This window comes from Streptomyces melanosporofaciens, assembly GCF_900105695.1.
GTDB lineage: Bacteria > Actinomycetota > Actinomycetes > Streptomycetales > Streptomycetaceae > Streptomyces > Streptomyces antimycoticus.
Genome location: NZ_FNST01000002.1, coordinates 8,766,700 through 8,790,488 on the forward strand (window position 1 = coordinate 8,766,700; position 23,789 = coordinate 8,790,488).

16 protein-coding genes and 2 pseudogenes are annotated in these 23,789 nt (G+C 72.6%); 10 read left to right on the top strand and 8 right to left on the bottom strand.

The genetic code is table 11. The annotated features are described in order from the left end of the window. Positions 1-217 precede the first annotated feature (217 nt). From BLV72_RS40130 to BLV72_RS40145, 4 genes and pseudogenes are all read left to right on the top strand, one after another. The gene (locus BLV72_RS40130) at positions 218-3,328 is read left to right on the top strand and encodes an alpha-mannosidase (protein WP_093468627.1); all 3,111 of its coding nucleotides are present in this window, start codon (positions 218-220) and stop codon (positions 3,326-3,328) included. Then, positions 3,325-5,568 carry an ROK family protein gene (locus BLV72_RS40135; RefSeq protein ID WP_093468629.1) on the top strand — a complete coding sequence of 748 codons (2,244 nt, stop codon included), beginning with the start codon at positions 3,325-3,327 and terminating at the stop codon, positions 5,566-5,568. The genes BLV72_RS40130 and BLV72_RS40135 overlap by 4 nt, the downstream gene beginning before the upstream one ends. 236 nt (positions 5,569-5,804) lie before the next feature. Next, positions 5,805-6,545: pseudogene (locus BLV72_RS40140) on the top strand (ThuA domain-containing protein); the annotation flags it as partial. Between the two features lie 137 nt (positions 6,546-6,682). Then, positions 6,683-9,070 carry a glycoside hydrolase family 95 protein gene (locus BLV72_RS40145; protein ID WP_425288559.1) on the top strand — a complete coding sequence of 796 codons (2,388 nt, stop codon included), beginning with the start codon at positions 6,683-6,685 and terminating at the stop codon, positions 9,068-9,070. Between the two features lie 92 nt (positions 9,071-9,162). On the opposite strand, the gene BLV72_RS40150 is transcribed toward BLV72_RS40145, so the two are convergent. The 6 genes from BLV72_RS40150 to BLV72_RS40175 form a co-directional block, all read right to left on the bottom strand. After that, positions 9,163-9,969: an acetoacetate decarboxylase family protein gene (locus tag BLV72_RS40150; protein WP_093468632.1), complete on the bottom strand. Its 807-nt coding sequence runs from the start codon at positions 9,967-9,969 to the stop codon at positions 9,163-9,165. A gap of 39 nt (positions 9,970-10,008) precedes the next feature. Next, positions 10,009-11,370, bottom strand: coding sequence for a pyridoxal phosphate-dependent decarboxylase family protein (locus tag BLV72_RS40155; protein ID WP_093468634.1), 1,362 nt, complete (start codon positions 11,368-11,370; stop codon positions 10,009-10,011). Between the two features lie 60 nt (positions 11,371-11,430). Next, positions 11,431-12,279: a fumarylacetoacetate hydrolase family protein gene (locus BLV72_RS40160; protein ID WP_093468635.1), complete on the bottom strand. Its 849-nt coding sequence runs from the start codon at positions 12,277-12,279 to the stop codon at positions 11,431-11,433. Between the two features lie 11 nt (positions 12,280-12,290). Beyond that, positions 12,291-13,226: a 3,4-dihydroxyphenylacetate 2,3-dioxygenase gene (locus BLV72_RS40165; RefSeq protein ID WP_093468637.1), complete on the bottom strand. Its 936-nt coding sequence runs from the start codon at positions 13,224-13,226 to the stop codon at positions 12,291-12,293. Further along, the gene (locus tag BLV72_RS40170) at positions 13,219-14,730 is read right to left on the bottom strand and encodes an aldehyde dehydrogenase (protein ID WP_093468638.1); all 1,512 of its coding nucleotides are present in this window, start codon (positions 14,728-14,730) and stop codon (positions 13,219-13,221) included. The genes BLV72_RS40165 and BLV72_RS40170 overlap by 8 nt, the downstream gene beginning before the upstream one ends. Positions 14,731-14,836: 106 nt before the next feature. Then, a complete protein-coding gene (locus tag BLV72_RS40175; RefSeq protein WP_093468640.1) occupies positions 14,837-15,412 on the bottom strand; it encodes a MarR family winged helix-turn-helix transcriptional regulator in 576 nt (191 codons plus the stop codon). A gap of 195 nt (positions 15,413-15,607) precedes the next feature. Between BLV72_RS40175 and BLV72_RS40180 the strand changes: the two genes are divergently transcribed. Then, entirely contained in the window at positions 15,608-16,963 is a 1,356-nt protein-coding gene (locus BLV72_RS40180) for a glutamine synthetase family protein (RefSeq protein ID WP_093468641.1), read from the top strand. A gap of 50 nt (positions 16,964-17,013) precedes the next feature. Here BLV72_RS40180 and BLV72_RS40185 read toward each other — a convergent pair whose 3' ends face one another. Then, positions 17,014-17,745 carry a dienelactone hydrolase family protein gene (locus BLV72_RS40185; protein WP_093468643.1) on the bottom strand — a complete coding sequence of 244 codons (732 nt, stop codon included), beginning with the start codon at positions 17,743-17,745 and terminating at the stop codon, positions 17,014-17,016. A 133-nt stretch (positions 17,746-17,878) separates the two neighbouring features. Beyond that, on the bottom strand, positions 17,879-18,826 hold the full coding sequence (locus BLV72_RS40190) for a LysR family transcriptional regulator (RefSeq protein WP_093468644.1): 948 nt from the start codon (positions 18,824-18,826) through the stop codon (positions 17,879-17,881). A gap of 110 nt (positions 18,827-18,936) precedes the next feature. Between BLV72_RS40190 and BLV72_RS40195 the strand changes: the two genes are divergently transcribed. The 5 genes and pseudogenes from BLV72_RS40195 (at position 18,937) to BLV72_RS40215 (ending at position 23,786) form a co-directional block, all read left to right on the top strand. Beyond that, the gene (locus tag BLV72_RS40195) at positions 18,937-20,250 is read left to right on the top strand and encodes an aspartate aminotransferase family protein (protein ID WP_093468646.1); all 1,314 of its coding nucleotides are present in this window, start codon (positions 18,937-18,939) and stop codon (positions 20,248-20,250) included. Positions 20,251-20,355: 105 nt separating this feature from the next. Beyond that, positions 20,356-21,282, top strand: a complete 927-nt coding sequence (locus BLV72_RS40200; RefSeq protein ID WP_093468648.1) for an ABC transporter ATP-binding protein — start codon at positions 20,356-20,358, stop codon at positions 21,280-21,282. Beyond that, a complete protein-coding gene (locus BLV72_RS40205; protein ID WP_093468649.1) occupies positions 21,279-22,094 on the top strand; it encodes an ABC transporter permease in 816 nt (271 codons plus the stop codon). The genes BLV72_RS40200 and BLV72_RS40205 overlap by 4 nt, the downstream gene beginning before the upstream one ends. A 48-nt stretch (positions 22,095-22,142) precedes the next feature. Next, positions 22,143-23,435 carry a sensor histidine kinase gene (locus tag BLV72_RS40210; RefSeq protein ID WP_244321253.1) on the top strand — a complete coding sequence of 431 codons (1,293 nt, stop codon included), beginning with the start codon at positions 22,143-22,145 and terminating at the stop codon, positions 23,433-23,435. Beyond that, positions 23,432-23,786, top strand: a pseudogene (locus BLV72_RS40215) (response regulator transcription factor). Before BLV72_RS40210 ends, BLV72_RS40215 begins: the two are co-directional and overlap by 4 nt. Positions 23,787-23,789: the final 3 nt, after the last annotated feature.

Sequence of the window (23,789 nt, forward strand, 5' to 3'; positions counted from 1 at the left end):
GTCAATTCTCTTATCTGACACAGTCGATGGAAGGCCGCTTATTTTCCTCCTGACAGGGCGTCGGACCGCTTCCTTTACCGAGTAAATCTGCAGGTCGCAGCCGCTGTTCACGGCAACGGAACGGTAATTGGGCCGAAGCGTTGACGTGATAACACACATGGTTTTACATAAACGGCACGCGCACTTTCCCGGAGGCAGGCAGGAGGAAGGGCCGACCATGCACGACGACCGCCACGCCGTGGAAGAGCGCATCGCGAAGTTCATCGCCGAGCGCCTGCGCCCGGCGCTGTACGGCGACCGCGTCCCGCTGGAGGTCGCCGCCTGGCACATCCCGGGGGAGCCGGTGCCGGTGGCCGACGCGCTGCGTGCCGAGTACCGGCCGTTCGTCACCGGTGACAGCTGGGGCGGCCCGTGGTCGACCACCTGGTTCCGCGCCACCGCCACGGTCCCCGAACGCTGGGCGGGCCGCCGGGTGGAGGCCCTGTTCGACCTCGGCTTCGATCTCTCCCGTGGCCCCGGAGGCCAGGCCGAGGGACTGGTCCACGACGCCGACGGCACCCCGCTGCAGGGCCTGCACCCCCACAACCGCTCGGTGCCGCTGACCCTCCGCGCCGTCGGCGGCGAGCGCGTGTGCCTGCTCGTCGAGGCCGCCGCCAATCCGCCCATCGTCGGCAGCGCGGGCATCGGCACCCGCTACGGCCACCGGCTCACGGCGGGCGAGGAGGACCTGTACCGCCTGCGCCGTGCCGACCTCGTGGTCCGCGAGGAGGACGTCTGGCAGCTCCTCCACGACATGGAGGTGCTGGACGAGCTGATGCGCGAACTGCCCCTCGGACTGCCGCGCCGCCACGAGATCCTGCGCGCGCTCCAGCGGGCCGTGGACAGCGTGCCCCCGCGCCGCGTCGCCGCGGGCGCCGCGGCGGCCCGCGCGATCCTGCGCCCGGCCCTGGACCGGCGCGCCCACGACTCCGCGCACACCATCGCCGCCGTGGGACACGCCCATATCGACTCCGCCTGGCTGTGGCCGCTGCGCGAGACCGTGCGCAAATGCGCCCGGACGTTCTCCACCATGGCCTCGCTGGCCGAGGAGTACCCGGAACTGGTCTTCGCCTGCTCCTCCGCCCAGAGTTACGCCTGGATGCGCGACCACCAGCCGTATGTCTTCGAGCGGATCAAGAAGGCGGTGGCCGACGGCAACTGGGCGCCGGTCGGTGGCATGTGGGTCGAGGCCGACGGCAATCTGCCCGGCGGCGAGGCCCTGGCGCGTCAGCTCGTCCACGGCCGCCGCTTCTTCTCCCAGGAGCTCGGCGTGGAGACCGACGGCGTCTGGCTGCCCGACTCCTTCGGCTACACCGCCGCCTACCCGCAGCTCGCCGCGCTCGCGGGCGCCCGCTGGTTCCTCACCCAGAAGCTGTCCTGGAACGAGACCAACAAGCTGCCCCACCACACCTTCTGGTGGGAGGGCATCGACGGCACCCGGATCTTCACCCACTTCCCGCCCGTGGACACCTACAACGCCACCCTGTCCGGCGCCGAGCTGGCCCACGCCGTCGCCACGTACGCCGAGAAGGGCGCGGGCACCCGCTCCCTGGCCCCCTTCGGCTTCGGCGACGGCGGGGGCGGGCCCACCCGCGAGATGCTGGAGAAGGCCCGGCGCCTGGCCGACCTCGAAGGCTCGCCACGGGTCGGCGTCCAGTCGCCGTCGGACTTCTTCCGCGAGGCCCGCGAGGAGTACCCCGACGCGCCCGTGTGGCGCGGCGAGCTGTATCTGGAGACCCACCGCGGCACCTACACCAGCCAGGCCCGCACCAAGCGCGGGAACCGGCGCAGCGAGGCGCTGCTGCGCGAGGCCGAGCTGTGGGCGGCGACCGCCGCCGTCCGCACCGGCGAGCCCTATCCGTACGAGACGCTCGACGCGCTGTGGAAGCAGGTGCTGCTCCACCAGTTCCACGACATCCTCCCCGGCACCTCCATCTCCTGGGTCCACCAGCAGGCCGAGCAGACGTACCGTGCCATCCACCGCGGCCTGGAGCGGATCGTGGCCCGCGCCGCGGGCACCCCGGACACCACGGAACCACTCGCCGTCCTCAACGCCGCCCCGCACGCGCGGTGCGAGGTGGTCCGCCTGGATACGCCGCCCGCCGCAGGCGGCCCGGTGCAGAAGCTGTCCGACGGCCGGTACGCCGTGCTCGCCCAGGCCCCCGCGCTCGGCGCCGCCGTCCTCGGCACCGGCATCACCGACCGGGCGCCGGTCACCGCCCGTCCCGCCGACGGGGGCGGATACGTCCTGGACAACGGTGCGCTGACGGTCCATATCGACCGCGACGGGCTGGTCCGCTCCGTGTACGACCACGACCGCGGCAGGGAGGCCATCGCGCCCGGTGGCGCCGGAAACCTGCTGCAGCTCCACCCCGACGATCCGGTGCGCTGGAGCGCCTGGAACCTGGACGCCCAGTACCGCAACGTCCACCGCGACCTGGACACCGCGACCGCCGTCCGGCTCGACGACGAGGGCCCGCTGCTGGCCTGTGTGCGCCTGGAGCGCACCACCGGCCGGTCCGTCGTCGTGCAGCGCCTCAGCCTGGCCGCGGGCAGCCGGACCCTGGAGGTCGACACGGACATCGACTGGCGGGAGGAGGACACCGTCCTCAAGGCCGCCTGGCCCCTGGACGTGCACGCCGAACGCGTCGCGTCCGAGATCCAGTTCGGCCATGTCGAGCGGCCCACCCACGAGAACACCAGCTGGGACGCCGCCCGCTTCGAGGCGTGGGCGCACCGCTGGATCCACATCGGCGAACACGGCTGGGGCGCGGCCCTGCTCACCGACTCCACCTACGGGCACGACGTCAGCCGCCTCACCCGCGAGGACGGCGGAACGACCACGACCCTCCGGCTCACCCTGCTGCGCGGCCCGCACAGCCCCGACCCCCATGCCGACCGGGGCCGGCACCGCTTCCGCTACGCGCTGTGCCCCGGCGCCGACATCGGCGACGCCGTGGCCGGGGGATACGCGTTCAGCCTCCCGCTGCGCCCCGCCGCACCCCGGCTCACCGGGCCGCCGCTGGTCGCGGTGGGCGATCCGGGCGTCGTGGTGGAGGCGGTCAAGCTGGCCGACGACCGCTCCGGCGACGTCGTGGTCCGGCTCTACGAGTCGCGAGGCGGCCGGGTGCGCACCACCCTGGCCGCCGGATTCGCCGTCGAACGCGTTCAGGTGACCGACCTGATGGAGAAGCCCACGGGCGAACTGGCCCACGCCCAGGGCGTGTTGGACCTGGCCTTGCGCCCGTTCCAGATCCTGACCCTCCGGCTGGCGCGCGGGGCGTCGTGAACCCGCCGTACCAGGACGCCTCGGGACTGCCCGCGGAGGACCGCAGGCTGCTGCAGCACTGGGTGGCGGAGGGCGGTTCGCGCGCCGTCCGCGCCGCCGTCGTCCTGCTCGCCGCCCAGGGGCTGCGCAACGCCGAGATCGCCCGGCGGCTCGAGGTCTCCCGGCAGACGGTGGGCAACTGGCGGCAGCGCTTCGACGCCTCCGGCGTGGCGGGCCTGCGGGAGCGCCCACGGCCCGGGCGGCCCAGCATCATCGACGAGGCCGAGGTCATCACCCGTACGGTGCTGGCACCCGACGGCGGCGGCGCCTCCCGCGCGGTCGCCCGCGAACTCGGCTACAGCCACGCGGCCGTCGCCGCGATCCGCCAGCGCTGGCGGGTCACGCCCGGCAACGCCACCGTCCCCGCCGTGCCCACCCGCCCCCCGCTCCCGCAGGCCGAGGTGTGGGTGCTCGGCCTGTATCTGGACACCCACCGGGCGCTGCTGCTCGTCGGCACCCGCCCGGCCGCCCCCGAGCGCCACCCCGGCGCCTCGCCGGGCGCCTGCCCCGGTGCCGATGTCATCGCCGCCGTCGACGCGGCGGTGGAGGCCGCGCTGAAGGTCCCGCCGTCCCCGGCGCCGGGGGAGCGGCGTGGCCAGGACCGGCTGGCCGGATACCTGGCCGAGGCCCGGCGCCGCCACCCCGGCGCCTCGCTGCACGCCATCACCCTGTGGGACACGGGGGAGGGCGGGCCGTCGTCCCAGCGGTGTGCCCGAAGCGGGGTGGTCCACCACGCGCTTCCGGTGCGCACCACCTGGCGCACCTTCCTGCGGGCCATGGTCGGCCTGGACTGCACCCGGCACCCGGAGTCCTCGCACCGCGTCTACCTCGACCTGGCCGCCGCCCTCACGCACTACGCGGACCGGCCCGGCACCGTCCGCGAGCGGCAGCCCGTGCGCTGGCTCCGGGAACCCATCGCCACCCACTTCGCCGGCGCCTCCCGGGCCGGTGGCGAGCAGCGCCGCGAGTCCTGGGGCGGCGCGAACCAGATCGACCTCGGCTCGTTCAACGAGTGCGTGGTCATCGAGGCGGTACGGCTGGCCGGGACCATCACCCGCGGCGAGATCTCGCACCGCACCGGCCTCACCCAGCAGTCGGTCTCCCGGATCTCCCGCTCGCTGCTGCACCGCGGCATCCTGGTCGAGGACGACCGGCGGCAGGCCACCTCCGGCAAGCCGCGCACCCCGGTGCGGCTGCGCGGTGACGCCGGGCACGCCCTGGGCATCCATGTCGACCCCGAGGTGCTGACGGCGGTCGTGGTCGACCTCGACGGCGCCATCGTGCGCAGCCGTACGGAACCCGTCGCGCAGACCGCGAGCCCGGACCAGCTCGTCGACCACATCGCCCGGCTGGGCCGCGGGGTCCTGTCCGCCGCCGGTGGCGCGGTGCGGCCCGGGGGATTCCTCGGCATCGGCGTGGCCACCCCAGGCCCCGTCGACGTGGCCTCCGGCACCGTCCTCGACCCGCCGCTGCTGTCGGTGTGGCGGGATGTGCCACTGCTCTACATGCTCAAGGACCGCTTCCGCTGCCCCATCGTCATGGAGAAGGACTCCTCGGCCGCGGCCATCGGGGAGCGGTGGATCGGGCGCAACCGGCGCGCCCGCGACTTCGTGTATCTGTACCTGGGCACCGGGGTCGGCGCCGGGCTGTTCCTGGGCGGCGACATCCACCGCGGAGTCAGCGCCAACGCGGGGGAGTTCGGCCAGCTGTGCGCGGTGGCCCTGGAACGGGTCGACGCGGACGGACGGCCGGAGATCCTGCCCGAGTGCAATCCGCCGGTGTCCATCCCCGAGACGGCCGCCCGGCTCGGCATGGTCCTCGGCCCGCGCGCCGCGCACGACCCGCGCGAGGCCCACCGGGTGGTGAGCGCGGCGGCCGGGGCCGGCGACCCGGTCGCCGAGAAGGCCGTGCGCCTGGTGGCCGGGGCGATCGGCAGGGGCGCCCTGTCCCTGGTGGACCTGCTGGACATCGACCTGGTCGTGCTCGGCGGGCCGTTCTTCACCGACGGGGTCGCCGACCTCTACACGGCCGAGATATCCCGTATTGTCAACGACTTCCCGACCGCCAGACGGCTGCGCCGGGTCGATGTGGAGCGGTCCGTGCTCAGCCGCGAGGCCGCCGCCGTCGGCGCCGCGTCGACCATCTTCCACGCCACGTTCACACCCCGGCTGGCGGGCCGTCCCGCGCCCACGAGGCGGTGACGGATGGCGGCCAGAGCTTTTTGTCAACGGGCTTTGCAAAGTGGGGCCGACTCGGTACGGTCCCCTTACGCCCACGGAGGCAGCCCCTCCCCTCACCGAGGCTCGTGTCCGTGCGGCGCCCTAGGCGCGACGGCGCGCGCCTGTGCCCAACCCCCTTTGAGAATCAGACTTCTCCCCGGAGGTTCCCCGTGCACAGGAATCGTCCCGATCTGCCCGCCCCCACCCAGCGCCGCACCATGGTCAAGGCCGCGGCCGGTGCCCTGCTGCTCACCGGCGCGGCGTCCGCGCCCGCCTGGGCCACGTCCGCCCGCAGCCGGCCGAGGGCGGGCCGGGTGCTGGTGTTCTCCAGGACGGCGGGCTTCCGCCACGACTCCATCCCCGACGGCATCGCCACCATCACGAACCTGGGCGCGCAGAGCGGCTTCGCCGTCGACGCCACCGAGGACGCCGCCGCCTTCACCCCCGGCAACCTCGCCCGCTACGCCGCGGTGGTCTTCCTGTCCACCACCGGCGACGTCCTCGACACGGGCGGGCAGACGGCCTTCGAGGGCTATGTCGCGGCGGGCGGCGGCTACGCGGGGGTGCACGCCGCCGCCGACACCGAGTACGACTGGCCGTTCTACGGCGGGCTGTGCGGTGCGTGGTTCCAGTCCCACCCGGCGATCCAGCAGGCCACGATAAAGGTCGAGGACCACGCCCACCCGGCGACGGGCCACCTCGGGGACACCTGGGTGCGCACCGACGAGTGGTACAACTACCGCACCAACCCCCGCGATACGGCCACCGTGCACGTGCTCGCCGCGCTGGACGAGTCCTCGTACACCGGCGGCACCATGAACGGGGACCACCCCATCAGCTGGTACCAGACGTACAAGGGCGGCCGGGCCTTCTACACCGGCCTCGGCCACACCAAGGAGTCCTACGCCGAGCCCGCCTTCCGGCGGCACCTCCTCGGTGGCATCACCTACGCCATGGGCCTGCCTACGACCGGTCACGGCCGCTGACCGGACCCGGAACGAGGCAGATCCCGGAACGAGGTATCCGGGATCGAGGCAGACCCCACTCACCCTTTCCTGGAGTCGCAGTGACCCCTGATGTCCCGCGCCGACAGTTCATGGCCCTCGCCGCCACGACCACCACGGGCCTCGCGGCCGCCGGCCTGCCCGCCGGGACGGCCCACGCGGCGGAGCCCGCCGGGCGCGAGAAGGCGGACCGGCCGCTGGCGCTGTGGTACCGCGAGCCCGCCGCCGACTGGCTGAGCGCCCTGCCACTGGGCAACGGGCGGCTCGGCGCGATGGTGTTCGGGGCCACGGAGACCGAGCGGCTGCAGCTCAACGCGGACACCCTCTGGGCGGGCGGGCCGCACAGCTACGACAACCACAAGGGCCTGGCCGCCCTGCCCCGCATCCGGCAGCTCGTCTTCGACGGAAAGTGGCCCGAGGCCGAGACGCTGATCAACTCCGACTTCCTGGGGGTGCCCGGCGGCCAGGCGCAGTACCAGACCGTCGGCAGCCTCCTGCTGAGCCTGCCGACGGCCGGCAGGGTGACCGGCTACCGCCGGGAGCTGGACCTGGATTCGGCGGTGGCCACCACCACGTACACCCGCGACGGAGTGACGTTCACCCGCGAGGCGTTCGCCAGCGCTCCCGACCGCGTCATCGTCGTCCGGCTGTCCGCGTCGAAGAAGGGCGCCCTGTCCTTCGGTGCCACGTTCGAGAGCCCGTTGCACACCTCCCTGTCCTCGCCCGATCCCCTCACCGCCGCGCTCGACGGAACGGGGGACGCCACGGGCGGGGTGACCGGCGCGGTGGGGTTCCGCGCGCTGGTGCGGGTGCTCGCCGAGGGCGGCACCACCACCAGCGCGGGCGGAACCGTCACCGTCCGGGGAGCCGACGCGGCGACCGTCCTGGTCGCCATCGGCACCACCTATGTGAACTGGGAGAACGCGAGCGGTGACGCGGCGGGCCAGGCGGCCGGACACCTCAACCCGGCGGCGAGCCGCCCGTACGGACAGCTGCGCAGCCGCCACGTCGAGGACCACCGCGCGCTGTTCCGCCGTACCTCGCTGGACGTGGGCAGCAGCGACGCGGCGGCCCTGCCCACCGACGAACGCGTCTCCCGCTTCGGCTCCGGCGGCGATCCGCAACTGGTCGAGCTGCACTTCCAGTACGGCCGCTACCTGCTCATCGCCGCATCCCGCCCCGGCACCCAGCCCGCCAATCTGCAGGGCATCTGGAACGACCTCACGAGCCCGCCCTGGGGCTCGAAGTACACCATCAACATCAATACGGAGATGAACTACTGGCCGGCCGCCCCCGCCAACCTCCTGGAGTGCTGGGAACCGGTCTTCGCCCTGCTCGACGAGCTGGCCGTGGCCGGGCGGTCGACGGCGCGCACCCAGTACGGCGCGAACGGCTGGGTCACCCACCACAACACCGACGCCTGGCGCGGCACGGCGCCCGTGGACGGCGCCTTCTGGGGCATGTGGCCGATGGGCGGCGCCTGGCTGTCCATGGCCATCTGGGAGCACTACCGGTACACCCGCGACACGGCGAAACTGCGGGCGCGCTACCCGGTGCTCAGGGGCGCCGCCCAGTTCTTCCTCGACGCGCTGGTGACCGACCCGGCCACGGGCGCGCTGGTCACCTGCCCGTCGGTCTCCCCGGAGAACGCCCACCACAGCGGAGGCGGCGGCTCGCTGTGCGCCGGGCCGACGATGGACATGCAGTTGCTGCGCGACCTGTTCGGCGCCGTGGCCTCGGCCGCCGACGTCCTCGGCACCGACGCCGCCTTCCGGGACCAGGTGCTCGCCGCGCGCGGACGGCTCGCCCCCATGAAGGTCGGCGCGCGGGGCCAGCTCCAGGAGTGGCAGCAGGACTGGGACGCGGGCGCCCCCGAGCAGCAGCACCGCCATGTCTCCCATCTGTACGGGCTGCATCCGAGCAACCAGATCAGCCGGACCCGCACCCCGGAGCTCTTCACCGCGGCGCGCACCACCTTGGTGCAACGCGGTGACGCGGGCACCGGATGGTCGCTCGCCTGGAAGGTCAACTTCTGGGCGCGGCTTCAGGAGGGCGACCGTTCGTACAAGCTGCTCGCCGATCTGCTCACCCCCGAGCGCACCGCCCCCAACCTCTTCGACCTGCATCCGCCGTTCCAGATCGACGGCAACTTCGGCGCCTGCGCCGGAGTGACCGAATGGCTGCTGCAGAGCCAGCACGACGAGCTGCATCTGCTGCCCGCCCTCCCGTCGCAGCTGCCGGACGGAAGTGTGCGGGGCCTGCTGGCGCGAGGCGGTTTCGAGGTGGACATCAGCTGGCGGGGCGGAGCGCTGGGCGAGGCCGCGCTGCGGGCCCGGGCCGGAGGCCCGGCGCGGCTGCGCACGGCGAAGGAGGTGCGGGTGACCTCCGGGGGCGCGGCCGTGCCCACGACCCGCCCGGAGCCGGGGGTCACGGCCTTCACCGCGAACGCGGGCGCCACGTATCTGGTACACCCCGCCTGACCACGGGCCGCTCCGGGATGCCGGAGCGGACGGGGGCACCGGGGGCCTGGTCGTTCGGGTAGTCCACGCGGAGATCGTCGCAGACGGGGTTTCTACCGGGCGCTGGAGGTGCCGGACTCCAGCAGCCGGCCGCCGTCCCAGACCACGCCGACCTGGCGGTAGTACGCGGCGATCGGCTCGCGGATCTCCAGCCGGGCCAGCTCCTCGGTGGGCGCCTCGAACAGCTCCAGCTCGGCGTCGCCGACCCACGGCCGCCCGCCCTCGAAGGAGGCGGCGCCGGACTCGACCAGCTCGTCGAGGGCGAGCCCCCTGCCGTTCTCGATCGAGGGCAGCCAGCGGTGGTGGGCCATGGGGTGGCCGTTGACGAAGCCGCCGGTCTCGGACGGCTCGCGCAGGGTCACCACGGCCTGGGCGAGGCGCCGGTCGGCCGCGGCGAGGGTCGCGCCGAACCGGGCGCCCGCCTCGATGCGCGGGGCTGGCCCGTACGGATGGGGGCGGGTCTGATGGATCGAGCCGAGCTTCTTCGGATAGCCCTGGTGCAGTCCGCGGGCGATCGCGAAGTCCTTGTCGACCCAGATATAGACACAGCGGGAGTACGTCCGGCCCCGGTACGCACAGCGGACGACCGCGAAGGTCTCCTTGTACTGGGAGAGCACCGGGTCCAGCAGCTCCCGCCCACCGGTCGCGCAGGACTGCCAGTCGGCCCAGATCAGCGCGACCGCTCCCGGATCCTCGGCGGCCGGCTCCAACGGCTCGGGCAGCAGCTCGCGCACCCGCGCCGGGTCGGTGCGGTACTCGATGGTGAGCAGGTCGCCGGAGTAGTGCCACGGTGGGGAGGGGATGAGGGACGAGGCGCCGGTGGCGCTCTTGGGCGGGAAGTAGCCATGGACGCCGGTCATGCCGTCACGCTCCTGACGCGGATGAGCTGGGGGTGACCGTCATCCACGTGCGAGCCGCTCCAGGCGGGCGTGGAGCTGGTCGACGTAGCTCTCGGACTCCGGCTTCATCAGCACACTGCGCAGGATGCGCGCACCGTCCGCGTCCCGGACGAGCTTCGGATGGAGGGCCGTCAGCCGATCGGCGCCGAGGCGGAGCGTGCTCACGAAGACGGGGTCGTCGTCCGACATCCCCTCCCGCAGAATCCGGGCGCTGGACGCGTCGATCTGCGACAGCGTGCCGGCCTCGGTCACCGGGAAATAGCTGACGATGTCCAGTTCCGGGGCCTGGTACAGCTCCACGTGCTCGGAAGCCTCGATGAGTTCGGCCCAGCGCAGTGCCGCGCGCCGGCCCGCCGCGAGCGACTGCCCCAGCCCCTCGCGCGTGGGCGGTATCAGCTGGAAGGTGAGCCACAGGGCGGCGGCCGCCGCGCCCGCGCGCGAACACTCCAGGCTGATCTCGCCGAGGTGCAGCTCCTCGGAGGTGAAGTAGGTGTACGGCGAGTCGTGCAGATAGAACCGGCCGACCGAGGGGTCACGGAACAGAACGGCGCCGCAGCCGTATGGCTGGAGGCCGTGTTTATGCGGGTCCACGACGATGGAATCGGCCTCGGCGATGGCCCGCCACGGCTCCTCGGGCAGGCCCTCGGGGCCCTCCGCCCCGGCCAGCAGGGTGAAGAAACCGCCGTAGGCGGCGTCGACGTGGATCCGCACACCGTAACGCTCGCGCAGGGCCGGCGCCTCGTGGATCGGTTCGACGGCGCCGAGCCCGGTGGTCCCGGCGGTGAGCACGACGGTGCCGACGGTGCCGGTCCGCAGAAGGCTCTCCAGCGCGTCGAGGTCGATGCGGCCGAGGTCGTCGACCGGGACCGGATGGCCCTCCACGCCCAGGACACCGCACATCCGGCCGTGGGTGTAATGCGCCTCGGTGCTGTAGGCGACGCCCTTGCCGGGGTGCAGTTCGCGCGCCACGAAGAGCGCCTCGAGGTTGGCGATGGTGCCGCTGGTGGTCAGGTGCCCGAGGTGGGTGTCATAGCCGAACATCGTGGCGAGCTGCTGGACGGCCTCCCGCTCCATCTCGGCGGTGGCCGGGCCGCCGTCCAGGGCGTGGTTGTTGGGGTTGATCAGCATCGCCGTGAGGTAGCCCACGACCGCCGCCGGATGCGGTGGCTTGAGCATCTGGCCCGCGTAACGGGGGTGGAAGAAGGGGTAGTTGTCCTTGAGCCGCTCGGTGAAGACCTCGAACGCCGCGGCGAACCGGTCGTCGTCGACCGCCAGCGCCGGATGGGCCTGGTAGGGGCCGAAGGTCTTCGCCCAATCGGCGTTCGACGCCAGCGCCGCGGCGAGCCAGCCGTTCAGATCCATGGGGTCCACTCCTTGGTACGACGAGTTGGTCCGGACGAGTCGGTCACGACGAGCCGTGGTTCAGGGCCGCTCGGGCGGGCGGATGCCGCGGAACTCCCAGTCGCCGCCGAGGGCGGTGGACCGGACCTCCTCCGACTCGGTGGGCTGAGCACCGACGTCGGTGCGGATGGGGGCCGGGCCGGTGACGATGTGGTTGGTGAGCCGGCCCAGGCCCTCCACCTCCACCTCCACGACGTCGCCGGGCTGTACGGGGCGGGAGTTGGCGGGTGTCCCGGAGAGCAGGACGTCGCCGGGATGGAGCGTGATGGTGCGGGCGATGTCGGCGACGAGGTAGTGCATGTCCCACTTCATCTCGTCGGTGGAGCCGTCCTGCGCCAGCCTGCCGTTGACATAGGTGCGCAGGTATTTGCCGCGGAAGTCCCAGTCGGTGACCAGCCCCGGCCCCAGCGGGCACAGGGTGTCGGACCCCTTGACGCGGAGCATCGAACCGGCGTCGGTGTCCCGGAAGTCGTGCAGACCGTAGTCATTGGCGATCGTGTAACCGGCGATGTGCTCCGCCGCCTGCTCAGGCGCGACGTTCCGGGTGGTCTTCCCGATGACGATGGCGATCTCGCCCTCGTAGTTGAGCCACTTGCAGCCCTCGGGGCGCACGACGGCCCCCTGGTGGGAGTTGAGCGCCGAGGTCGGCTTGTGGAAGTACGTGGGGGCCGCGGGGAGCCGGCTCTGGAACTCGGCGACGCGGCTGAGGTGGTTGAGATGGACGGCGATCACCTTGGAGGGGACCACGGGCGGCAGATGCCGGGCCTCCTGGGCCGCGACGCGGCGACCGTCGCCGGTGACGAGTGCGTCGCCCTCGCGGACGGTCTCCACCACGGCGCCGTCGAGGAGGATGCGGCGGTACTCGGGCATGTCGGCTCTCCTCAGACGGGGCGGTGCGGGGCGGGCACGGTGGCGGAGGCGGGCGAGCCGGGGCCGGTCCAGCCGTCGGCCGGGCGGTCGAACCAGAGGTGGGCCTGGCCGGTGCCGACGGCGTTCTCGTACGCGCCGTACTGGCGGGCCCGGGCGACACACGCCCGGTCGCCGAGCGCACCGGCCATCATCAGATAGTGGAAGAACTTCGCCTCGGGCCGGTAGGTCCGGAACGTGTCCATGGTGTCGAGGACCTTGTCGTGGCGGCCCTCCTTGAACCAGGCGATGCGTTCCTCGTCGGCCGCCCGCGCCTCGGGGGTGAAGACATGGCGCGGGTCGCTGGACTCGTGGTCCCGGATCTCGCGCAGCGGCCAGAAGGTGTGCGAGAGGGCGCCGGAGGCGATCAGGAGGACGCGGCGGCCGGGGGTGGCGGCGATGCCGTCGGCGAGCGCCCGGCCCAGCCGGAGGTGGTCCTCCATGTCGCCGGTCTGACAGACCCCGATCGACATCCACCGCTTGCCGGGCAGGCCCTCGCCCAGGAACTTCCACAGGTTGACGGTGGCGTACTGGATCGGCAGACAGGCGTCGTCGATCGCGGTGATGAAGGTGGCGTGTGCGTCGGCGAAGTGTGCGATGGCGTGGGCGAGTTCGGGGTCGCCGGGGAAGTCGTACGGCATCCGGCACATGCCTCGCGGCAGTTCCTCGGAGGTGTACAGCCCGGCACGCCGCGGCTGGGCCGTCACGACGAACTCGACCGTGGTGGCCCAGTGGGAGTCCAGGACGACGACGGTGTCGTAGTCGTCGCGTGCGAAGACGTCCTCGCGGAGCTGCCGGAGACCGGTGACGAGGGTGATCTCCTTGCCGTCGTTGAGCGCGCGCCGGGTCTCCTCCGGGAGCACGATGGTGGGGACATGGGCGAGCAGACCCGCCCCGACGATCTCACCCATGGTCGTGGAATCCCTTCGGGGCCAGCACGCGGTTCTTCAGGTCGCAGTAGAAGTCGAAGCTCCAGGTGCCGCCCTCGCGGCCGACGCCGGAGAGGCGGGAGCCGCCGAAGGGCGCCCGCAGATCGCGTACGAAGAAGCAGTTGACCCAGACCGTGCCCGCCACCAGTTGGGCGGTGACGCGCTCGGCCCGCAGGTGGTCGCCGGTGGCGACGGTGGCGGCCAGCCCGAAGCGGGTGTCATTGGCGAGGTGGATCGCCTCCGACTCGTCCACGAAGGTCTGCAGGGTCAGCACCGGGCCGAAGATCTCCTCCTGGACGACCTCCGCGTCCTGGGCGACATCGGTCAGGAGGGTGGGCCGGTAGTACAGACCGCCGAGCCGGGAGTGGGAGCCGCCGCCGAAGACCACGTGGGCGCCGGCCGCGACCGCCCGCCGCACAAAGCCGTCGATCCGCTCGATCTGGCGGGGGTGGATGGTGGGCCCGATGTCGGTGGCCTCCTCGCGCGGATCGCCCTGCCGCAACCGGGAGGCCTTCGCCACGAAGCGCTCGGTGAACTCGTCGGCGATCGACTCCTCGACGAGGAGGCGGGTGGCGGCCAGACACACCTGCCCGGCGTTGTCGAACTGCTCCACGGCCAGGTCGACGGCCAGCTCCAGATCCGCGTCCGCGAAGACCAACAGCGGTGATTTGCCGCCGAGTTCCAGGCTCAGCGGGGTCAGGTTCGGGGCGGCCGAGGCGGCGATGCGCCGGGCGGTCGCCACCGAGCCGGTGAAACTGATCCGGCGGACGTCCGGGTGGCAGGTGAGGTCGTCGCCGATCTCGGCCCCGTGGCCCTGGACGACATTGAGCACACCGGGCGGCAGTCCCGCCTCGGCCGCGATGTCCGCGAGCAGCGAGGCGGTCAGCGGTGACCACTCCGCGGGCTTGAGGATCACCGTGTTCCCGGCGGCCAGGGCCGGGGCGACCTTCCAGGTGGCCAGCATCAGCGGGGCGTTCCACGGGGTGATCAGCACACAGGGGCCCGCCGGGTCCCAGCTGACGTGGTTGGTGTGGCCGGGCGCGGCGGGGCCGCCGGTGTGAGTGGTGAAGTCCTCGTGGCCCAGTGTCAGCAGCCACTCCGCGAAGAAGCGGAAGTTGCGGGCGACGCGCGGCATCACACCCCGGCGGTGCGAACGCAGAAGCGCGCCGTTGTCGGTGGTCTCGACGATCGCCAGCTCTTCGAGGCGCTTTTCCACCCCGTCGGCGATGGCGTGGAGGATGCGGGCGCGCTCGGCCCGGGGAGTGGCGGCCCAGCCGGGGAAGGCGGCCTTCGCGGCGGCCACGGCGGCTTCGGCCTCGGCGGGGCCGCCGCGGGCGATGCGGGCCAGGGTGCTGCCGTCGATCGGCGAGACGTCGGGGAAGGTGCCGGCGGAGGCCACGCGCCGGCCGCCGATCCAGTGTCGGGTGTCGACGGCGACGCCGGCGATCCGCGCCTCGTGCACAGCGGTGTCCGGCTGTTGGGGCATGTCCCGATCCTCCAGCTTGTTTGGCCCCAAACAAGCTAACTTCGCCACGAGGCGGGGTCAAGGTTGCCGCCTTCGGCCGCCGGCGCCGTGCCGGGGCGCGGGCGCGTCACTGGCGGGAGCGGCGGCCCGAACGGCGCGGGGCCAGATCCCTTCCGTCGAGCAGCTCCCGTCGGCGCTCTTCGCCGTGCTCCTCGAGCTGGGCCACGATGGCGCGCAGCCCGTTGGCGAGCCGCAGGCAGTCCTCGGCGCTGAGCGGGGTGGCGACGAACGCCTCCTCGGCGTTGAACGCGGGGAAGAGGCGCTCCATGAGCTCCTCGCCCTCGGGGGTCAGCGAGAGCAGGACGCGCCGGCCGTCGTCGGGGTGGGGCGCGCGGGCCACCAGGTGGCGTGACTCGAGAGTGCGCGCGATCCCGGTCAGGGTCCCCTTGGAGATGCCCGCCTCCTCCGCGACCGACCAGGTCTCTGCCTCGCCCCAGATCCACAGCACCCACAGCACCACGAACCCGGTCCAGGTCAGATCGTGCGGGCGCAGCACGGAGTTCTCCAGGTGCTGGCGGACGGCCGCGGCGGCGCGGTGGATATTGGCGACGGCGGCCATCTGTTCGCGCTGCAACTCGAAGCCGCCGAGCCGTTCCTGGACGGCCTGTTCGGTCTCGGTGATGGATCGGCGGCGCCCGGGCACGATGGCATCCTCCTCCGCTGCGGGCGGCAAGGACCGCCGTGTCATTCGTTCGCGATCAAATGTAGCCCCGGGTGCGCCGGGCGCCGGGGCGTTCGCGCCCTGGCCGCATCGCGGCGATCCCTTGTGGACGGCCCGGCCGCCTCGTATCGTGTGGGCCCTCCCGTTTGGCATCAAATAACTTTTGCGGAGCGACCATTGAGCGCCGAGACAGCCGACCGCGTCCGCCAGAGGACCGAGGCACTCGCCGCCGAGGGCATCGACGTCGTACGGGTCACCTATCCCGACATGATGGGCTCCGGCCGCAGCCGGGACATCCTGCTGCACCACCTGCCCCATGCGGTCGGCCATGGACTCGCCTTCAGCCGCGCCGTCTATCACACGGGCGCACTGGGCGATCACTCGCACATCGCGGGCGGCCTCGAAGCCGGTATGCCGGACATCCTCGTACGCCCCGACCTCACCACGCTCGCCCCACTGCCGTGGGAACCGGGAGTGGCCGAGTGCATCGGCGACGTCCGGGACCCGGCCACCGGACTGCCCGTGCCCGAATCGCCGCGGGATCTGCTGCGTCAGGTCATCGGCCTGCTGATCGACGGGGACCTGACCGCGGTCGTGGGCCCGGAGCTGGAGTATGTCCTGCTCGAACCGGACTCGGCCGCGCCCGTCGGCTGGCGGCGCTACGCCCCCGCCCCGGGCCACGTCTATACGACCGGCCGCAAGGGCGACCCGGACGGCCACCTCCTGCGGACCGTCCGCGCGCTGCACGCCCTCGGGCTCGACGTCAGCGGCGGCAACCGCGAGTTCGACAGCGGCCAGTTCGAGATCAACCTCACCCACTGCGAAGCGCTGGACGCCGCCGACCGGGCCTTTCGCTTCAAGGCCGCTATCAAGGAACTCGCCCATACGGAGGGCCGGTTGGCCACGTTCATGGCCAAGCCGTTCAACGACGGAGGCGGCTCGGGTTTCCATCTCCACCTCTCCCTCGTCGACGCGGACGGCCGCAACGTGTTCGACGCGCCCCGGGGCGCCTACGGCCTGTCCGCCACGGCTCGCCACGCCCTGGCCGGAGTGCTCGCCCACGCCCCCGCGCTCTCCGCGCTCCTCAATCCCACCGTCAACTCGTACAAGCGCTTCGGCCCGGACACGACGGCCCCCTGGCTGATCAACTGGGGCCTGGACAACCGCAACGCCCTGGTCCGCATCCCGCCCGAGCGCGGCGGCGCCACCCGTCTGGAAGCGCGCCTCGGGGATGCCACCGCCAACCCCTACCTCGCCATCGCCGGTCTGCTCGCCGCGGCCCATCTGGGCATCGCCGCCGCCGAGGAGCCCCCGGCGCCGATGACCGGCCCAGGCCACGACAGGGGCACCGCCGCCGCGCTGCCGACCGGCCTGGGCCAGGCACTCGACGCCCTCGAAGCCGACGACCGGCTCACCGATGTGCTCGGCAAGCCCTTCGTGGACGCCTTCCTCACCTTCAAACGGGATGAGCTGGCCAGGTTCCGGCGATACGTCACCGACTGGGAGTTCCGCGAGTACGCCCGGATCATCTGAGCCCCCGGCCCGGCCGCGCCGCGATCGGCGCGGCCGGGCCGGGGGCGCTCTCAGCCGAGGTGGCGGGCGAAGAATCGCAGCGCGCTGTCCCGCTCGAAGGCCGGGACGTCCCCGTGCCTCCCCGGGTTGGCGTGCAGCGTCTTCTCGGCCGAGGCCAAGGCGTCGAACAGCGCCAAGCCCTCGGCCCGCGGCACTCGTTCATCGTCCCACTGCACCAGGAACTCCACCGGGACGGCGATCCGCGCGGCGTCCCCGGCCGAGGCCAGAGCCCCACCCAGCCCCAGCACCGCCGCACGGACCCGGGGTTCGGCGGCGACGAACGGAACGCCGAGTCCGCACCCCAGCGAGACGCCCCAGTAGCCCACCGGCCCGGGGCCGACGTGTTCGAGTCGCTGAACCGCGTCCAGGACCGCCCGCCATTCCGGGACGGTCCGGCGGGCCACCAGCGCCTGGAAGTCGGCGATGAGCGGGGCCAGTTCTTCTCCGGTCGCCACCCGAGCCTGGTTCTCGGTCGCGATCCGGTCGTACTCCTCGACCACCGGACGGTCGCCATGCCCGGGCACATCGACCGCCACCACCGCGAAACCGCACTCCGCCACGTAGCGGCGCGCGTGAATCAGGATGTCGGGGGCCTTCTTGTGCTGACCGCCACCGTGCCCCATCAGGATCAGGGGACGCGTACCGGTGGCACCTTCCGGTGTCCACAGCACACCGGGAATCTCACCAAGGGTGAAGAGCTGTTCGCGGAAACCGTCGGACGATGCCTCAGAGGTGAAGCGCATGGCGTTTCATGCCTTTCGGGATGCCTTCCGCGGGCACTCCCTGGACCATGCGGGAGAAGGAGGCCCGACCTGTCACAGCGTTGATCGGTCTCACCTCCTCGGTTCGCAGCAGCGCACGGCGGCACCGAAAATATCACGCGCCGAAGCCACCTTGTTCCCGGCCGGGGCGCTGGTGCGGTGCGGACAGCGCCGGGAGTTCGGGGTGGTCGCGCAGTGCGGCGACGACCGCGTGCACCGCCGCGCGCTGCGTTGTGCCGCGGCGCACCGCGATGGCGACGTTGCGGTGCACCGGTGTGCTCAGCTCCCGGGTGACGACGGCGTGGTCCGGGGTGATGGCGAGGGCGGGCAGCAGGGTGATCGACCGGCCCGACTCGACGTGTCGCAGCAGCATCAGGTAGTTGCTGAACCGGCAGGCCACCCGGGGTTCGAAGCCCGACTCGCGGCACAGCCGTACGGTCAGATCCGCCATATACGACCGCGGCCGGTCACACGCCCACGTCTCCTCCGCGCAGGCCGCGAGGTTCACCGTCGTGCGGCCGGTGAGGGGGTGGTCGGGTGGCAGCACCAACACGATCGGGTCGGTTCCCAGGGGAATGATCTCGAGGTCCGCGCCCCAGGAGAGGCCGGCGTAGTCGGTGGTGGTGACGATGACGTCCGCCTCCCCCGAGCGCAGGGCCGGTCCGCTCTCATGCGGCTCCAGCTCGATCAGCTCCAGGTGCAGCCGCGGGTGGGTGGTGGCCAGACGGGTCGCCGCCGGGACGGCGAGGGGGTAGACGGCGCTCTGGAACGCCCCGAGCCGTACGGTGCCGATGGGCTCGTCGTTCAGGGCGTGCAACTCGGCCTCGGCCTCGGCCATCTGGTCCAGGATCTCCCGGCCCCGACGGGCCAGCAGCAGACCGGCCGGGGTCAGCCGCACCTTCCGCCCGGTCCGCTCCAGCAACCGGCAGCGGGTCTCGGTCTCCAGGACCGCCAGTTGCTGGGAGACCGTCGAGGCGCTCAGATGCAGCGTCTCGGCGACCGCGCGGACGGTACCCAGGGTTTCCAGCAGGCTGAGCAGCCGCAGCCGCCCTGAGTTGAGCATGCGCCCGATTGTAGGTTCGGCCGGGCTGTTTCGCTGTACGGTTCCGCCTGACAGAACGGTCGGATCTGTGCGATGGACGCGCGCAGCGGCGCATCCCTACCGTCGTTCCCATGCCTTCCGAGACTGCCGGTGCCGCCCCGGAGCGCCACCTCATCCGCTACAGCGGCCACGCCCCCTTCACCTCCGAGATCATCGCCCGCGCCGCGGGCACATCGGTGTTCACCGAGAGCGGTCGCGAGCTGCTCGACTTCACCTCCGGCCAGATGAGCGCGATCCTCGGCCACTCCCACCCGGCGATCGTCGCGACGGTTCGCGAGCAGGTCGCCCTCCTCGATCATCTGCACAGCGGGATGCTCAGCCGCCCGGTCGTCGATCTCACTCGCCGGCTCGCCGAGACCCTGCCGGATCCGCTGGAGAAGGTGCTGCTCCTGACCACCGGGGCGGAGGCGAACGAGGCCGCGGTGCGGATGGCGAAACTCGTCACCGGCCGCCACGAGATCGTCTCGTTCGCCCGCTCCTGGCACGGGATGACCCAGGCCGCCGCGAACGCCACCTACAGCGCAGGCCGCAAGGGCTACGGACCCGCCGCGCCGGGCAACTTCGCGCTGCCGGTCCCGGACCGCTTCCACCCGGACTTCGTGGACGCCGAGGGCGCGCTCGACTGGCGCCGCCAGCTCGACCTGGGCTTCGACCTGATCGACGCCCAGTCGGTCGGCAGCCTCGCCGCCTGCCTGGTCGAACCGATCCTCAGCTCCGGCGGTGTCATCGAACTCCCGCCGGGCTATCTCGCGGCCCTGGCGCACAAGTGCCGGGAGCGGGACATGCTGTTGATCCTCGACGAGGCGCAGACCGGGCTGTGCCGCACCGGCGACTGGTACGCCTTCGAGCACGAGGGGGTCGTCCCGGACATCCTCACGTTGTCCAAGACGCTCGGCGCGGGGCTGCCCCTGGCCGCCGTGGTGACCAGCCCGGAGATCGAGCAGCGGGCGCATGAGCGGGGGTTCTTGTTCTTCACCACCCATGTCAGCGACCCGCTGCCGGCCGCCGTCGGCAACACCGTCCTCGAGGTGCTGGTCCGCGACCGCCTCGATGTGCGTGCGCGCGAGCTCGGCTCGGCACTGCGCGGTCATCTCGACGCGCTCGCCACCCGCCACGACGCCGTCGGCGATGTCCGCGGACGCGGGCTGCTGCTGGGTATGGAACTGGCCGGCGACCAGCTCCTGGGCGCCGGTGGCGCCGACCGGCTGGGCGCGGCCGTCACCCGGCGCTGCTTCGAACTCGGGCTGCACATGAACATCGTCCAATTGCCCGGCATGGGAGGCACCTTCCGGATCGCGCCTCCGCTGACCGCGAGCGACAACGAGATCGCCCGCGGTGCCGCCATCCTCGACCAGGCACTCACCGACGCCGTCAAGGACCTCTGACGACATCTCCGGTGACGTATCTCCAGGGTTCGCATGACAGATGTCAGATGGACGCATGACAGACCGCACTGCCACCGGGCCCGCCGCGCCGGGAGTCTGGAACGCATGGACACTGTGATCGAAACCGCCGACCTACGGCGGCACTATCGGGGCTTCGAGGCCGTACGCGGCATCGACCTCACGGTCGCCCGCGGTGAGCTCTTCGCGCTGCTGGGGACCAACGGGGCCGGTAAGACCTCCACCCTCGAGGTCTTGGAGGGGCAGGCCACCCCCACCGCCGGAACCGTCCGGGTGCTCGGCCGCGACCCGTACCGCGAACGCGCCGCCGTCCGCCCCCGTATCGGGGTGATGCTCCAGGAGGGCGGCTTCCCGACGGAGCTGACGGTCACCGAGACCGCGCGCATGTGGGCGGGCTGCACCAGCGGCGCCCGCCCCGTGGCCGAGGCCCTGGAGCTGACCCGGCTCTCCAAGCGGAGCGCGGTGCGGGTCAAGCAGCTCTCCGGTGGCGAGCGCCGGCGCCTCGATCTCGCGCTGGCCCTGCTGGGACGGCCCGAGGTGCTGTTCCTGGACGAGCCGACGACCGGCCTGGACGCGCAGTCCCGCCGCGAGACCTGGGAGCTGATCCGGGAGCTGAAGCAGCAGGGCACGACGGTGCTGCTCACCACCCACTATCTGGAAGAGGCCGAGCAGCTGGCCGACCGGCTGGCCATCATGCACGCGGGGCGGATCGCCACCTCGGGGCGGGTCGCCGACGTGGTCGCCGAGCGGCCCTCGCGGATGAGCTTCGAGCTGCCCCGGGACCACTTCCTGGGCGATGTGCCGCCGCTCGCACCGCTGGGGGTGTCGAGCTACGAGGAGACCGGGGGGACGGTCCGGCTGGAGACCGCCGATCTGCAGCGCACGGCCACGGCGCTGCTGGTGTGGGCCCGGGACAGGGGCGTGGAGTTGCGCGGCCTCGACGCCCGGTCCGCCACCTTGGAGGAGGCGTTCATGGAGATCGCGAAGGGCCTGGACAGCGAGGAGGCACGATGACGACGTCAGCAGCCCGTACGGCGCCAACGTCCGTGGCCACGGCCACCCGGCGCACCGCCGCCGACCGCATGACCGCCCTCGGCCGCGCCGAGCTGACGCTGCTGCTGCGCAGCAAGGCGTCCCTGGTCACCGCGGTGGTCCTGCCCAGCGTGATGGCCTTCGCGATGCGCGGCACGGTCGAGGAGCTGGACCTGGGTGGCACCGGCCTGTCGGTGGCCACCGTCATGCTGCCCGCCGCGCTGGCCACGGCGCTGCTCTTCTCCGTCTACACCTACCTGGTCGGCGTGTACGTGGTGCGCCGCGAGGGCCTGGTGCTCAAGCGGCTGCGCAGTGGCGAGGTACGCGACTGGGAGATCCTCGTCGGCAGCGCGCTCCCGGCGTTCCTGCTGGCGGTCGTGCAGTCCCTGCTGCTGGCGGTCGGGATGACCGCGTTCCTCGACGCGGACGCACCGGCCGCGCCGCACCTGGCGGTGCTCGGTCTGCTCGGCGGCGTGGCCATGCTGGTCGCGGGGGCGGCGCTGACGGCGGCCTTCACCCGGACATCGGAGAGTGCCCAGATGACGTTTCTGCCGTTCTTGCTGGTGACCATGGCCGGTTCCGGGGTCTTCGCGCCGCGTGAGGTGATGCCGGACACGATGGCCGACATCGCCGCTTGGCTGCCGTTCTCGCCGGTGATGGATCTGCTGCGGGGCGGCTGGACGGATGACCTGGCCGCTATGGACCAGCTCCGGGCGGTGACCCTCGCGCTGGCATGGACGGGCCTGGCAGTGTTTGCTGTGCGTCGGCGGTTCCGCTGGGGACCGCGGAGTTGAGAGCGGCGGGAGCCTGAGGTGGCGGAGCCCGAGGTGATGGAGCCCGTGATGACAGGGCCCGAGGTGGTGGCGCCCCAGGTGCCGGAGCCCGAGGTGGCGCGGCCCGCGGTGACGGTGTCGGGGAGCATGAGCGTGGAGACCTGGGTGGAGCGGCTCGGGGGCCCGGACGGCCCCGAGCGCTACCGCCGCTGGACTCTGGGCACCCTCGCCGCCTTCGGCGCCGCCGAGGCCGCGCTGTGGGCGTTCTGGGTCAAGACGTCGGACGCCGGCACGCTCGGGTCGTCCCTGGTGGCGGCGGTGGGCGCGGCACACGTCGGCGTCCATCTGCTGCTCTCCCGCGCGGCCCTGCGCCGCTACCTCGGTGCCGGACCCCGCCCGGTCGGGCTGGTCGCGCTGTACGTCGCCGTCACCGTGGCCATGGCCGCGGTGGGCTGCGCGCTGCTGGCCGCCGGCCGCATCGGGGACCGGGACCTGGTGACCTATCTGATCTGGCTGATGATGTTCTACGCGGGCCCGCCGATGCTGGCACTGCCGCCCCGCACCGGGGTGGTGCTGGTCGGGGCGGTGCCGGCGGCGGCGCTCGGCGCGGCGATGGCGAGCGGGCTGTCGGGGGAGCTGCTGGCCTTCGCGCTCGGCGGGATCCTGTTCATGGTGCCGTTCATGGCCACGGGGATGCGGGTCACCGGCTGGAGCGTGCGGCTGATCGAGGAGCTCGCCAAGGCGCGGGCGACACAGGCGCGGCTGGCCGTCGCGGAGGAGCGGCTGCGCTTCGGCCGCGATCTGCACGATGTGCTCGGCCGCAACCTCGCGGTGGTGGCGCTGAAGAGCGAGCTCGCGGTGCGGCTGGCGCGGCGGGGCCGGGAAGAGGCGGTGGCCCAGATGGAGGAGGTGCAGCACATCGCGCAGGAGTCGCAGCGGGAGATCCGCGCGGTGGTCCGCGGCTACCGCACCGCCGACCTGCTCGCCGAGCTGGCCGGGGCCCGGTCCGTACTGGAGGCGGCCGGGATCGACTGCCGGATCGAGAACGGCCCGGCGGCGCGGCTGCCCGTACAGACGCAGGCGGCGCTCGGCTGGGTGGTCCGCGAGGGCACGACGAACATGCTCCGCCATGCGCAGGGCGCTTCGCGCTGCGAGGTGTCGGTGCGCGCCATGGTCTCGGGCTGGGTGGCGCTCGTCATGGAGAACGACGGGGCGGGTACGGCCCCCCGGCCCGGCACCGGCAGCGGCCTGCCGGGGCTGCGCGAGCGCCTGGCCGAGGTGGACGGCACGCTGACCACCGAACGGCGCCCGGGCGGGATCTTCCGCCTGACCGCGCGGATTCCCTGGGAGACCGCCGAATGATCAGGGTTCTGCTCGCGGACGACGAACACCTCATCCGCGGCGCCCTCGCCTCCTTCCTCGCGCTGGAGGACGACATCACCGTCGTGGCGGAGGCCGGAACCGGCGACGAGGCGCTGGCCATGGCCCGGGCACATCGCCCCGACGCGGCCGTCCTGGATCTGCGGATGCCCGGATGCGACGGGGTGTCGGTGGCGGTGAGGCTGCGGGACACGGTGCCGGAGCGCACCTCGATGATCGTCACCAGCCACGCCCGGGACGGTGCGCAACTACCTGTCGGCCGCGGCGGCCAAACTCGGCGCGGAAAACCGCCACGTGGCGGCTCGCGTCGCGCGCGTGCGCGGCTGGCTGTAGCCG